This is a genomic window from Spirillospora sp. NPDC048824, from assembly GCF_043198455.1.
Taxonomy (GTDB): Bacteria; Actinomycetota; Actinomycetes; order Streptosporangiales; family Streptosporangiaceae; genus Spirillospora.
Map to the genome: position 1 here is coordinate 406867 of NZ_JBICUS010000005.1, position 13823 is coordinate 420689.

General features: G+C 66.2%; 9 protein-coding genes and 1 pseudogene. 2 read left to right on the plus strand and 8 right to left on the minus strand.

Annotated features, from left to right (window positions below; genetic code table 11):
- Positions 1-8 precede the first annotated feature (8 nt).
- The 6 genes from pglZ to ACGFIS_RS13140 form a co-directional block, all read right to left on the minus strand.
- Positions 9-2903, minus strand: coding sequence for a BREX-2 system phosphatase PglZ (gene pglZ / locus ACGFIS_RS13115; RefSeq protein WP_392970749.1), 2895 nt, complete (start codon positions 2901-2903; stop codon positions 9-11).
- Positions 2903-6814, minus strand: coding sequence for a DUF6079 family protein (locus ACGFIS_RS13120; protein ID WP_392970752.1), 3912 nt, complete (start codon positions 6812-6814; stop codon positions 2903-2905). The genes pglZ and ACGFIS_RS13120 overlap by 1 nt, the downstream gene beginning before the upstream one ends.
- 30 nt (positions 6815-6844) lie before the next feature.
- Entirely contained in the window at positions 6845-10432 is a 3588-nt protein-coding gene (gene pglX / locus ACGFIS_RS13125; protein ID WP_392970755.1) for a BREX-2 system adenine-specific DNA-methyltransferase PglX, read from the minus strand.
- Between the two features lie 109 nt (positions 10433-10541).
- On the minus strand, positions 10542-10727 hold the full coding sequence (locus tag ACGFIS_RS13130) for a hypothetical protein (protein ID WP_392970758.1): 186 nt from the start codon (positions 10725-10727) through the stop codon (positions 10542-10544).
- On the minus strand, positions 10709-10942 hold the full coding sequence (locus tag ACGFIS_RS13135; protein ID WP_392970761.1) for a hypothetical protein: 234 nt from the start codon (positions 10940-10942) through the stop codon (positions 10709-10711). The genes ACGFIS_RS13130 and ACGFIS_RS13135 overlap by 19 nt, the downstream gene beginning before the upstream one ends.
- Before the next feature lie 161 nt (positions 10943-11103).
- Positions 11104-11340 carry a hypothetical protein gene (locus tag ACGFIS_RS13140; protein WP_392970764.1) on the minus strand — a complete coding sequence of 79 codons (237 nt, stop codon included), beginning with the start codon at positions 11338-11340 and terminating at the stop codon, positions 11104-11106.
- 99 nt (positions 11341-11439) lie between these two features.
- Here ACGFIS_RS13140 and ACGFIS_RS13145 point away from each other — a divergent pair, with 99 nt between their 5' ends.
- Both ACGFIS_RS13145 and ACGFIS_RS13150 read left to right on the plus strand, forming a co-directional pair.
- Positions 11440-12249 (plus strand): helix-turn-helix transcriptional regulator, encoded by an 810-nt coding sequence (locus ACGFIS_RS13145; protein ID WP_392970767.1) that lies wholly within the window; start codon positions 11440-11442, stop codon positions 12247-12249.
- Positions 12246-12443, plus strand: a complete 198-nt coding sequence (locus ACGFIS_RS13150; protein WP_392970770.1) for a DUF397 domain-containing protein — start codon at positions 12246-12248, stop codon at positions 12441-12443. The genes ACGFIS_RS13145 and ACGFIS_RS13150 overlap by 4 nt, the downstream gene beginning before the upstream one ends.
- A gap of 468 nt (positions 12444-12911) precedes the next feature.
- Here the strand turns inward: ACGFIS_RS13150 and ACGFIS_RS13155 are convergent.
- Together ACGFIS_RS13155 and ACGFIS_RS13160 are read right to left on the minus strand one after the other, a co-directional pair.
- Positions 12912-13415, minus strand: a pseudogene (locus ACGFIS_RS13155) (DUF6082 family protein).
- Between the two features lie 12 nt (positions 13416-13427).
- Positions 13428-13688 (minus strand): hypothetical protein, encoded by a 261-nt coding sequence (locus tag ACGFIS_RS13160; protein WP_392970773.1) that lies wholly within the window; start codon positions 13686-13688, stop codon positions 13428-13430.
- Positions 13689-13823: the final 135 nt, after the last annotated feature.

The window sequence follows — 13823 nt, forward strand, 5'->3', positions numbered from 1 at the left end:
TCACCCTGTCACCGCACGTCGAACTGCTCACGCAGCAGTGCGGTGTTCAGCCGCAGGGTGCGTCCGTCAGGCAGGGTTTCCAGGACCTGAACGCCGTCGTAGTTGAGCAGTTGGCCAAGCACGGCGGCGAAGCCGTCGGCACGAGTAGCCCGCTCTCCGACCCGCTGCGCCAGGGCGGTGACGGGCAGCGTCCCGGAGTCCAGCAACGCCCGCACCGCCGCCTCGATCTTGCCAAGAGGAGGTTTGCGCGCCACCAGGTCCAGTTGCTGCTGGAAGGTCTCCGACGCAAGGAGCGCGGTCGCGAGGTCGTCCGGCGCAGGAGTGGGTTCCGGCCTCGGTGCGACTACCGGCTCCGGGACGTGGCGCCGTTCGGCCTCCAGCTCGAACAGCGCATCGGACGACTCCTTCACCGTGACGGTCGGCGGGGCCTGCGCCGCGGGCGGCTCGACCGAAGCCTGTGCCAGCGGGCTGAGGGGCTCGGCCTGCGTCTCCTCGGTCTCCAGCCGCCACCAAGTGGGGCGCTGGTCACCCAGCTCCCGCCATCCCTTCGGGGGCGTGGAGTTAAACGTCAGGAACGCCAGGACGGGGATCGCGAACTCGGCGAGCGCCGCGCCCCCGTGGTAGCCGGCCTGCTGCGTCGAATACCGCAGGTCACGGTCCCACAGCGCCACGATCTCGTCGCCGGGCGCGTCCCGCACGACCCGAGGCCCGGACAGCGCGACCTCTCCGTCGGCGACCGGCCCGCCTGGCAGGCGGTGCCGCGCCGAGGCGGCGTCCGCACCGTCGATCCTGACTCCGCGGCGGTCCACGACATGCCCGTGGTCGCTGGTGAGGAGAACCGCCATGCCGCGTTCGGCGGCCTCCCGCAGCAGTTCCCTGAGTTCGCCGATATGCTCCGGCCGCCAGGTGGCGTCGCCGAGTTTCTGCTCTTTCATGAGACGGTCGTCGATGGTGTTCAGCACCACCGCGATGTGGCCCGTCCCGTGTTCGAGAGCGTCGGTCAGCGCCTCACTGAACGGAGAGCCGGGGGTGGCTCCGCGCAGGTCGTCCTTATGGAAGACGGCGGCCGGCTCACCGCCCCAGAACCGGTGCTGGGGGAACAGCCGTTTCTCATCAGCCTGGCTGCCCTTCATCAGGGTGGCGGCGAACAGGGACGTCCGCGAGATCGCCGTCACGGTCGGCAGGGCCGCCGCCATGGCGCGACGCCGGGGCGGCGTGCCGGATGCTTCGGGCATCGGGTCGTACTCGGCCCAGTTGCGGCGCAGCTCCTCGGCGAGTTCGGCTGCGATCCCGGCGCTCATGCCGTCCAGCACCAGCAGCAGCAGGCGGTACGGCGACTTGCCCGTGACCACCGGCTTGACGATGCGCGGCAGAAACGTCTCCACGGTCAGCATCGACCCCGGGTCGGTGCCCGCCGCCGTCCACGTCTCGAGCGCCTTGGCGAAGGACCGGTCGATCCCCTTACGGGCCTCGCGCACCCGCTCGCCGATCAGGTCGTAGGCGGACTTCAAGGCGGGGTCGGGGTCGCCTCCAGCCTCGATGTGGTCGAGGGCCTGATCAACCCAACCGGTCTCGGCCACCTGCCGGTCGATACCCGCCGCGACCGTCGATACCTCCGCGCTGGGGCCGGTGGCCAGCCAGTGGACGAGCCGGGCCGCCATCTGGGCACGTCTCATCCGCACCTGCGCGTCGTGGTCCCTGGTCAATTCGTGGTTCTCCACGGCTGCCAGAGCCGAAAGGACCGCATCGAAGTCGGTTGCCCGCAGTGCCTGGCCCAGGGAGGTGAAGCGCTCGCTCAGCCCTTCAGGAAGGACGGTGCTGTACCGCGCCTGCGGCTCGATCCCGAACTGCCGGGAGAGTTCGGAGGCCCGGCCGAGTATCTTGCGGGTGGTCCGCCTGGCGGCACGCCCGGCCTCGCCGTCGTCGGCGTCGCCGGCGGCGAGCAGGGCGGTGACAAATTCATCGCAGGCACGGCCGAACGCGCTCAGGAAGGTGTCCAGCGCCTCCCCGGTCGCGGGCGGCGGATCGCCGAGCCAGCGTTCGATGCGCCCACGCGCCCGATAGGTGTCCGCATCGGCAGGGGCGTCCCGCCACAAGGCGGCGCAGAGCAGGCCGAACGGCACCGCGTCGGGGCCGTGGTCGGCTTCGACGAGCGCGAACAGGATGCGCCCGGCAGGTCCGGCCTGCTCCGCCTCGCTCAGGAACGCGATCAGTCCGTGGCGCTCGGGGCCGCGCAGGCCACTCAGCCGGTCGGGTCCGCCCGGTTCGAGCGACCAGCGCAGCAACAGGCGAGTGTCGAGGCCGTCGGCGGACGGATCAGTATCAGCGGCGGCGCCGTCACCGGTGTCGGTGGCGTAGCGGCCAAGTCGCAACCGCCGCAGGGCCAGCAAGGACAGCGCGGTGCGCCGGGACAGGATGCCGCCCCCCAGCTCGGGCCAGCCGCCAGGCGGGGCGGCGTCAAGCAGCGCCTCGGCCGCCCAGCTCTCCTCACCCAGCCGCGGGTCACGCTGCTCCGCACCGAACGTCTCAAGGACGAGGTTCCAGTTGTCGACAACCTCGACTCGCTGCCGATGCACGCGGGCGAGGATCGCCGGGTCGAGTTCGTTCTCCTCCCGGTCGGTCAGCACCACCAGCACCTCCGGCCCGTCCGCGCCCGGCGCGAGATGCTCCAGCACCAATTCGTGGATCGCGAGCGGCGAGGGCGCGGAAACGACCCGAGCCTTCTGCCCGGTGCCCCAGGACAGCTCGTCGGCGCCCTCCCACGCAGGGACGGCGCGCAGAAGCACGATCCGCCGCTTGGGGTTCTCGTTGAGCCTCTTGCGACCCACTAGGTACTGGATGACGGTCGCGGCGGTGAGCCGCATCGCACCGTTCCCGATGGCGCCGCCGGCGGTGACGGACATCAGTCCACGACCCGCCAAGTGATCTCGACGGTCGTGTCGGCAGGCAGCTTCGCAAGTTCGTCGCGCAGTTCGGCCACCGCACGCGACACCGACGTCCGCCGGGTGCCCGTCCGGGCCGCGCCGGACCCGCCGCCGGTCTGTCCCCCCGTGCCGGTCTGTCCCGGACCATCCCCGCCTGGGACAGCGGGATGGCTGGAGCCTCCCCCCAAGTCGACGTCGTCGGGCTTCTCCGGCCCGGGCTGCGGCCCCGGCCCAGGGCCCGGGGGAACCGGGGGTCGGTTGCGCTTGAGGAGCTCGGTGACATCGCCCCGGGCCTTCTTGAGCGCTTCGGCGAGACCGGCGGTCCGCTCGTCGACGCGGGCGATGCCGCGCAGCGATTCCAGCAGAGCCTCGCCATCGTGGCCCTGCCCTTCCGCAAGACGGATGACGTCCCAGGCCGCGCCCGCGAGCGCCTCGGCGACCTCACCGGCGCGCTTGATGGATGTCCCGTACCGATCGGCACTCACCGCGCCCAGGTCGAATCGGGCGAGGGCTTCGACGTTCTTCTTAGCGCCCGCGCTGCTCTGGCCAGCAGGCTGAAAGGTCTTCAGCAGATCCACCGAGCGGCGTGCGATCTGGAGCCGTCCCCCGTCGTCGGTGTCGTCCAGGCGGAGGAACCCGGCATGCTCCTCCAGCTGCCGGACCAGGTTCTCGGCCGCGGTGCGGTGCCTGTCCGCCTCCTCGGTGATCTGCCGGGCGAACTGGTTCACCATCCGGCCGCGCCGCAGAGTCGGCGCGGGCCTGCCGAAGATCGCATGGAACCGTTTGGAGGCGGTCGTCCAGTCCTGCTCGCTCGGCAGCGGCTGGGTGCGCAGCGCGTCCCCGTCCTTGATCTGGTGCAGTTCCGGCGGCGGGGTGAGCGGGACGCCGCCGCGCACCCAGACCCGGTCGTTGATCTCGGCGAACGCGGCGACGATCAGGTGCGCCAGGAACGTGTCCAGCCCGCGCGGTCGCGGCCGATCGATCCAGTCCAGCAGCTTGATGAGGCTGAGGTCACCGGTGACCCCGTCGGTCCTCGCCTCCAGCATGAAGTGGTCGGACCACTCGTGGGACAGCCTGAAGTACGCCTCCCGCTGCGTGCCGAGGCGCAACGGTTCGACCAGCCGCGCCATCAGCTTGCGGTCCTTGGCGGGGACCTCGACCTGGTGGTCACGCGCCTCGGCGGCCGCCCGCACGTACCCGAAGACGGTCCTGGCGTCGGACAGCTTCACCGGTGTGCCGTTGCCGGCCGGGTCAAGGTCGGGGTGGCCCGGGAACTGGGATTCCATCAGCCGGCCCGCGATGTGCCTGATCGCGGCGTGCATCGACTGCCCGAACTGCACCTTCAGGTCGGGCAGGTCACCGGGGAGCGGCTGGAAATGCTGGTCGAAGTCCATCTGGACGTTGGTCGCGTCCTTGGGCTTCAGCCCGTACGCCTGCTTGAAGGCGTCCTTGATCTGCTTGATCAGCGCGTCGCGCTGGCTTTCCAGCAGTTGCTTTGCGCGTTCCCGGCTGTCGGCGTTGAGGTGACCGGCGTACTGGGTTTCGAACCGCTGGTCGTCGGCGAGGGCCTTGTCGATGACGACGAGGCGTTCGAAGTCCTCGTAGCGCTGCGCGGACAGGTGCGTGGGCAGCCACGCCACGGTCTGGGGCGCCTCGCCCTGCTTCTCCCGGAGCTTCTGGATGCGGTTGACGTCCTCGACCGGGCCGTAGTTGCTCTCGTCGAACGGCAGGTCGATCACGATCCGCCAGCGGTTCCCGATCTGCGGCACCAGGTCGTGGTCGGGCAGCTCGTCCTCGTCAGCGACGTTGCCGAAGGCGACTTCGAGGGTGCGCTGCGACCCCTTCCACACCAGGTGCAGTTCATCGCTGCCGAGCCGGTCGTCGGTGCGTTCGACGCCCAGTTCCTCAGTCAGCAGCCGGCGGGCCAGCGCGGCACGGTTCCCTCGGTTGTTGTTGACGCGGGCGTTGGCGATGACGGAGTCGATGTCCACGCCCGTCAGCTCCAGCCGGACGCCCGGGTTGGCGTCGGTGCCGGTCTTTTTGATCTCGGGGAACCGGGCGGCCCACTCGTCGACCTTGTTCTTGATAATGCCGACCTCGCTGCCCGGGATCGGCGCGACGACCGAGCCGTGGTTCAGCGCGGCGAGCCGCCGGTACGTCAGGTCGCTGAGCGCGGGCACGCTCGGCGCGAGCGCCGACAACAGCAGCGTGCAGATCAGCCGGTTGTCGCCGACGAACAGCTTGCACCGTTGCGCGAGCTGCCGGTCGGTCACATGGTCGGGGTCGTGGAGGTATTGCTGAACGTCGTCCTCGGTGACGTCATGGGTGCTCAGCAGGAACGGTCGCAGTTTCGTCTTGTAGAGCTTGTCGGCGGCGGCGAACACGACCTTCAGGTCGTCGACGAACGGCTTGTCGCCGCCCTTGGCGATCACTGGGTAGAGGTCGCCGACCGCGATGAGGTCGCCGAGCCGCAGGTGCTCGCGGTTCGCGGCGAGCAGCTCGCCCATCAGTTTCAGTCCGGTCCGGGACCGCTGGAGCGCCGACGAGATGTGGACGAGCGTGTCCATGAAGGCCGGCGAGAACGGATACGTCAGCCGGAACGACTCCTCGTCGGCACCGGTGGTGCTCTTGTCGGAGCCAAGCAGCGTGTCCCAGATGTTCGGGCCGAGCGCCTTCGTCTTCTCGAACGCGGCGTTGATCTCCTGCGCGGCGGCCCCGTTCGGCCCGCCGATGGGGGCCAAGAGCCGCGCGTGCGCGATCTGCGGCAGGTTCCGGTCTTCCAGGGTGATCCGGTCGAACCGGCCGGACGCCAGGTTCAGCGTGTCCTGGATGGCTGCCTCGGCCGCCCCGGACACCTCTTCGCCGACCAGCTCCCGCAGGTCGCGCTGGCGGGCGATGAACGACACGATCGGGACGGCGCGCCGCGCGTCCCCGCCCTCCACGAAGTTTGTGATCTTCCCGGCTTCGCGGGCCACGAGCCTCTGGTCGTGGATGAGGGTCGCCAGCCACAGCACCAGCTCGTCGAGGAACAGGATCAGCCCGTCGTAGCCGAGCGCCTTGGCGTGCTCGGCGATCACGGACAGGCCGGCGTCGAGCGAGATGAAACCGTGCTCGTCCTCGGCGGCCTTCCTGCCGAACCCGGGAAGAAGGTGGGTGGAGGCGTCCTGGACGAGTTTGGCGCGCAGTTCCGCAGGGGTGGAGGGGTTCAGCAGGTCGAGCGCGACGCCCTCTTCGTGCGACTCTTCCGCGGCCAGGGCCTGGTCGAGCAGGTCCGCGGTCCACGCGAACGACTCGCCCCAGTCGTCTTCGCTGTCCGCACCGTCGTCGGTTCCGCCAAGGCCGTTGATGACGGCGTCGTCGCCCATGCTCGCGCGCAGGCCGCGGATGTCGTCGAACAGCGCGTCGGTCTTGTACACCTGCGGGATGGGCGCGTCCGGGTGCAGCTTCCTGACGTACTCGACATAGCGGCCGAGCACCCGCTGCTCCAAGGACTGGGCGCCGAGCATGTGGTACGGCACCAGCAGGAACTTCTTGCCGTCGGTCTGGACCCACTCGTGCCGGGTCAGCACCCTGTCGAAGTCACGGTCGCCCCACACCTTCTGGTGGCGGGACAGGAGCGCGTACAGCACCGCCATGAAGTGCGACTTACCGGAACCGAACGAGCCGTGCAGGTAGGCGGCCTTGGAGGTGTGCCCGTCCACCGCCGCCTTGATGAGGTCGAGCGCCTCGGTGAAGTTGTCCCGGAGACGCTCGGTGAGCACGTAGCTCTCAAGGGCGCGCTCGGCCCCCTCGGGCGTGGTGGCCTCGGCGAGGCTCAGCACGTAGTCCGAGGTGGAGATCGACTCCTTGATCGTGATGAGGTCGCGGAGCAGCGGCGGCCGCTGTGTCATCTGTTCTTCCCCTGCCTTTCCGCCGTCCCGTTACTTCTTGGTCTTGCGTCCCCGCGCCCGCGCCTCCGGCTGCCAATTGCGCAGATCCTCGTCGGTCAGGCCGTGCTCGCCCCTGATCTGCTGCCGGTAACCGTCGAAGAACGCGGCCGGGGAGCCGCCGTAAAGTGCGTGGAATTCATCGTGCCACTGGTACAGCCATGGCTGAAGTTCGAGCAGGCCCGCGAGGAACGGCGCGATCTCTTCGCGCGACAGGGATTGAGTGGTGAAGTAGGTCGCGAGCGCCTGAGCCTGCTCCCGGTGGTCCCACCCGGCCCAGCCGAAGAGCTGCGGCTGGACACCGAGCGCCGTCGGGTAGGAGATGAACCGCTCCTTCGGCACGTCGAGCTTGCCGCGCGCCCGCCAGTACGAAGGCTTGAGGAAATCGGCCGAGCTGTACTTGGGCGGGGTGGGGATGGAGTCCCGGATCCTCCGCTTGGCGGGCTCGTCGGGCGCGGCGTCCTCCTGCCTCTGGAGGTCCCAGACGTGCTCCCAGTCGGCCCGCTTCCTGAGCCCGGACGGCTTGTAGCGAAGCTGCGGCAGGAACGGAACGTGCTCATCGGCCATGAGGTCGGCGACGACCTTCGCGAGCTCCTCGCGAGGCCGGTACAGGTTCGCCACGGACACGAAGTCGTCATCCTGCGAGAGCACGCTGATCAGACGCGAGAGCGAGACAAGAACCGGCATGTCGTTCGCGTCGAACCAGTGCTCCCGCTTCTCGATCCGGTCGAGCAACCAGGATCGCAGCGCCTTCTCCTGAAGAGCGTCCCACCCCTCGGTGGCCCACCGCCGCTTGTACTCGGGCCGCTCGATCATCCCGATAGCGCGCGAGGTCTCGATCGCGTCGATCCGCTTCTGCACGGTCTGCCTGTAGGACTCCGGCCAGTGCGCCGGAATCTCCGTGATCGGCGTGGACCCGTGCCGATTGAACCACTCGTCGGACGCCTCCCCCTTGGCCACCCGCCGAGCAAGCACAATCTCGAACGCCCGCTCCCCACACGCAAGCTCGGGAACATCCTCCTCGGGAGCCCGCAGGTCCGGATGCAGGCCGTAGATCGAGTAGACCTGCCAGTCCAACTCTTCTTGAAGGGCGATCATCTGAGCCCGAGTGGACTTCCAACTCTTCCTCGCCTCCCGAAGGGCCAGAAGCGTGGGAGCGGCAGAGGCGGCAACAGCAAAAGGTGAGTCTGTAGACAGTTGCTGAGCTAGGCCATCGATCGCAGTAGCGAGCGCCGTTGGGTAGTCCGCAGGAAGCGGGAACTCCTGCAACTTTGTCCCGGTAAATTCGAAAAATCGCTCCCAGTCATCGCTAGTGAACCCGCCACCCTCACCTCGTATTCCCTTGTCGTGACTCACCATCTTGAGCCAGAAACATGCAGTGGAACTGTTGAGTAGACCAAGTAGGCGTAGGTGCTCTTCCTCTGTCGCACCTTCGCGAAGCTTGATTACTGGAGCGGACTGCTTAAACACCTTTCCGCCTCGATCAAGCGTGAAGTGATTATGCGTTGCCACAAAAGCAAAGGCTATGGACCGCGGAACCCGATAGCGTTCCATGAAGAACATAGAGTATTCAAACCAGGTCAACTTTCGGGCGAGCTGACTCTTGCCAAAAGCAACTCGCTTGCTTAGAAGATTCTTGAACGGCCAGAGCACCCTCACCATGCTAGAAGAAGCTGTAGCCTTCAATGTACTCGAAGAGTATGGCCAGATTGATTGATTCTCATCGTTGTGCATGGTCGAGTAGTCTCGAACCTCTGTCCCCTCAACTACTCGCCGTTGGTGATCGATCTCAATGCGCTGGCGGCGCAAATGTCCGCTGCCGACCATGTACGCACTGTCTTCGCGCGTTATCGCCCCCGTGCCAATGTCTGAAATGACACCACCGAGTGACCGCTTGGACGTGTTGGAAATCTTTTCGACAATCTCCAGGCCGCGATGGACGAGAATCCATGGTTGTCTGGCGAAGTAACGTTCTCGGTCGAGGTCATCGCAAGAGACCCAGTCACTTGCCGATTCCGGCTGATCAATCTGTGCAGTGATTGCCTTCCAAACATGGCCAGGATCACCTTCGACTGGAACCGCGGGTTCCCCCTGGATGCTTCGAATTGTCCGCACACTGAGTGATCGACAAGTACCTGAGCGTCGATTTCCAATAAGAATGATGGTAGGGGTACCGTGGCCGGGAATGTGCGCCCCGGATGAGTCGATGACTTCCGTCAGCTCGACTTTTCGCCCGAAGTAGCTTGCGATCAACTTCGCGCCAAATTCCCGCTTCACGAAGGAGTTCGAAGTTATTTGACCGACTCGGCCATACCTGCCATCAGAGTCGCCCGGTCTAGCTAGCTCAAAGAAACACTGAGCAAAAGGCACGGAGAGTGCATATGCCCCACTGCATGCGTCGTATAGTTCGCGATAGAGGACGTTGAGTTTCTTGTCCTTAACTGTGATGTAAGGCGGGTTGCCCACGACGACGTGGTAACGACCGGGCTCCAGGATGTCAGGAAAATCGTGAACATCCTCGGTTGCGTAAGAAAAATCAGCCAGTGGATCGCTCGACCCTTCGCTTATAAGAGCGATTTCAAGCTGACGTTCCTTGATCAAAGAGTCGCCGATAGCGAGGTTGATAGGCCACTCATACTTGGCGACCTCTGTCAGGGTGCGGATATTGGCTACCGCCATTGCGGCGACCAGTAGGCGGAAGCGGGCGATGGCGATGGCGAAGGGGTTGATGTCCACGCCGTGGACGGAGTTGAGGGCTGCGTGGACGCGCTCTGAGAGGTCGCGCCCAGGCTGACGGTCGTTCCACAAGCGGACCAGGCGTCGGAAGGCTCCGAGGACGAAGTGGCCCGAGCCGCAGGTGGGGTCAATCATTTTGAGTTCTTCGTATCCGAACTCGCGGATCGCTGGGTCCATGGTGCGGTCGAGGATGAACTCTTCGACGAACTCAGGGGTCTGGAGGAGGGCGTATCGCTCTCGTGCCGTCTCCGAGAGGTCCTGGTAAAGGTCGCCGAGGAAGCGCGTGTCCCATCCCTCGGTGCCGTCGTCGTTCAGGGGATCGGTGAAGTCGTGGACGAGGGAGCTCTCTTCGTCCCGGGTCTTCCAGAAGTTGGTGAGGGCGCCTGCGGCGTCGTGGCTGATCGGGATCTGGAAGAGAGGGTTGTGCGCCGGGTCGAAGAGGAGCTTGCCGGCCTGGCCCTCGCCGAGTTCCGCGAAGGCACGTTCCAGCCAGCCACGGTAGGTCGGGTCGTCGTCCTGCTCGACGTACGCCTCATAGCGGACGCGGGCAAGGTCGTGACGGTCGGGCTCCGGGGCGGCAAGGTAGGGCTCAGGGATGAGGCGGTTGTCCTCGCAGAAGCGGACGAAGACCGTGCCGAGTACCCAGGCCACCGCTACCTGCGTGATGCGCTCGTCCAGCCAGGAGTTCCAGGTGGCAGCCGTCCGGCCGAGCTTGAATGCCTGGTCGTACTCCGCCCGGAGACGGGCCTTGATCTCGGGGAGCTCCTTGACCTGCTGTGCCAGGTCCTTCTCAAGCGCCTGGACCTGCTTCTTCAGGTCGGTCAGCAGGGCCTTGCGATCGATCACGTAGTGCCGTCCGATCCGCTGTGAACTCTGGGGGGCTACAAGTGCACAGGGTAGTGGCGGCTCGTGTCAGAACCACGTAGTACCAGTAAGAACGTTCGGCCTGAAGAGGTCAGGGGGTTTCGTCAACCTCCTCCAGCTCGGCCCACAGTTCCTCGACCCTGCGGCGGGCCGTGTGCTGGATCTCCTCGACGGTGCCCTTGAAGAAGCGGCCGTCGAGTGTCTCGCGGATCGCCTCCTCCACGATGCCCGCGCAGAGTTCGAGCGGAACCCAGTGAGTTATCGGTTCGCCGTCCACAGCCCCTCCCCAGGTTTCTGCATGGCCCGCGCGACCTGTGCGAACAGGGCGTTCGGTGTAGCGGCCTCCAACAGGCGGCCACCCTGCGCGGTGGGGACGTAGGCCCACCAGCGGCACGTACGAAGGCCCCACCAGCAGTGGACGCCGGGGAAGTGCGCCTCGATCTGGGCAGTGGTGGTCTCGCGCGTCGGCTGTTCGGCTGAGGTGGCGGCCACCCGCCCGTCCGGAGGCTCGGGCGGGCGGTGGAGCGGCGCGGCCGGTGCACCCGGGGGGACGCTCACCGGACGCCGCGCCGCTCTCACCTCCCCCCATGGGACCGCGTTGGGGGATGCGGTCCCCTCCGATGGCCAGCTCGCGCGGTGGTGCGGCTGTTTCCTCATCGGAGCCCCCTGCGCGCGGTAGCACGCTCGGCTTCGCAGCGCAGGGCGGCGCGGAGTTCTTCGGCGCTCGCACAGATCATTGTGGAATCGACACCAGCGGCAGGGTCATGAAGGCTGGCCACCCAGTCGCCCAGCCGGCCGTCCCAGCGAACCGCCCGCCAGATCCGGTGCCCGGTGAATTCGCTGCGAAGACGATCAATCTCTTGATCTTCAAGATCGTATTTCGCGCCCATGTCCGACCTCCGCGTCCTTTCGTCTTCCCAGGACAAGCATGAGTACGGCGCGTTATCTTCGCTACGTTCGTCCAGGAAAAACAACAACGGGGAGCTGGTATGAGTGCCCGAGATTCACTCGATCCAGCTGGTTCGCTATGGGACCTCATAGCGGTTCAGCTGCGAAGACACCGCGAAGAGCGCAAAATGTCCGGATCAAAGCTGGCCGAAATTCTCGATCTTGATAGGTCGAGTGTTTCGCGCCTTGAATCCGGCGGGATGAAGCTCCAACTCAAGCACGCGAAGATCCTCGATCAGGAGTGGCAAACCGGGGGTTTGTTCGCTTTTTTGGTGGGTTTCGCCATTGCGGGACATGACACCGAGTGGTTCAAGGCCCACGCCGAGATGGAGCTACGCGCCTCAGAGCTGAGGATCTGGGAGCTGTCCTGGGTACCAGGTCTATTCCAGACTGAGGACTACGCCCGCGCCATGTTCGAGGCGGCCGGACTACGGAACATCGACGCGCACCTCGCACTACGGATGAAGCGTCAAGACGTCCTGAACCGCGAACCAGGACCCGTCATGCGCGTCTTCCTCGATCAGGGTGTAATCGAACAGCCGGTCGGCGGCCCCGAGATCATGCGTGCACAACTCGCCGCGCTGTTGGAGCGAGCTCAACATCCGAACATCACCTTCCGCATCGTTCCACGATGCGTGGGCGCGCACATGGGTCGCGATGGCTCCTTCAAGATCATGACGGTCGGGCACTCTGAGGTCGCCTACACCGAAGCCTGTGGAGGTGGAAGACTGGTCATGGACGGGACAGAGGTTCGCTCGTTTCGGCTGAGGTTCGACCGCATCAGCGATCGGGCGCTGCCCGTCGATGCCTCGATCGAGCTGATCAAGCGGATTATGGAGGGCCTTCAATGACTCCCGTTTGGCGCAAGGCCAGCCACAGCGGAAGTACGTCAGGCCAGAGCGACTGCGTGGAGGTTGCGCACCTCGAAGGAAACATCGGTGTGCGTGACTCCAAGGCCGCCGAGGCGCCTCACCTGGTGTTCGGGCGCGCCGACTGGCGGGTGTTCGCCCGACGTGTGGAGCGCGGGGAGCACGATCTGCCCTGACTCATCCCCCCGGTGTTGCGAGCCCTCGGCCCGGTGCGGGTCGGGGGCTCGTTGCGTTGGGGGCCGAGCTGCGAGTGGAGACCGCGCGGTTCACGTCGGTAACCCAGAAGCAGGCGGCACGATCCAGTCGCCGAAGGCGTCCTGTTCGGCAGCGGCCAAGGGCGGCAAGGCACAACTGGCGGAACAGGTCACCCTACGGGAACAGCAGCCACAGGCCGCGCCCGTTTCTGCTAGTGCGGTGTCCACCAAGGTTCACCGGGTGCGTTGACTTGCGGCGTGTTGTTGGTCTGAGCGCGTCGAAGACAACAACATGCCGCAAGTCAACGAGGTACCGACCCGGTCGATCACACTCGTTCCACGCGCCTCCAAGCGGCACGCGTGTACTGGCCGAACTCCCGCGCCGCCTTGCCGCCGGGCCCAGCGGCGTCGGCGCGCAGGATCATCTCCTACGTCGTCTCTGTCCGCTCCCTACGGCGCGATGGTGGCGGTGTACGCCGCGTCTACCTCGGCCGTGAAGGTGTCCTCAGCGTCGTCGCCATCGGTGATGGAGACGCGAGACGGGCGGCTTCGGGACCAGAAGGCGCGCATGTCCGGGCTCGTCATGAGGAACCGCAGGGCGCTGCGGAGTTCGGGGAGTTCGATCGTGCGGGTCTCTTAGGCGACCTTCTGGAGGTTGAGGATCAGGTTGCAGTAATGGTCCTTGCGGGTCGTCTGCTCCCCGGGAGAAGGGGCGGGCCAGACCGAGCGAAGCTCGCTGTCCTCGATGGCCATTTTGATCAGGTCGGTGTGCAGCTCGCGCATCGCGACTTCGCTGCCGCGTACCGCCTGGCCGATGTCCGACCAGCGCGCCAGCTCGTCGTCGTCCAGCCGGAGCAGTAGAAGAACCGGGACGAGGACACAGAGAACCACGATGACGAGCCCCGCGGTGATCGCGAGACTCATGGGCAGGGCCCGCCTCATTCGGCCTGTCATGGCACCGCCGTGTCAGGTGCGGGAAGAATCCGGACTGTCTTTCAGTGGCTGTACCCGCTCTCCGCGGGCGCGCAGGTCGGTGGCGATGTCCGTCAGGGTGTGCAGCGTCTTCGGGTGATGGGTGACCCAGCCGCCCGACTGATGCCCGACGGGGCCGGGCCCATAGTCGTGGATAGGGGCGGTGTGGGAGTCGAACAGCAGGAAGTCGAAGTAGCTCTCCACGGGAGACGGCAGCACGAGAAACTCGATGTTCTCACCCAGCCGGCCGCGCACCTCGTAGTTGATGTGCAGGTAGTCGATGAGCGGGTAGGAAAGCCCTCTGTGTCAGGCTCAGGTGGGACACCAGGGGATGAACTTCCCTAACTGACATGAGCAGGGCGAGGACGGGTACCGAGCACAGTGACGATG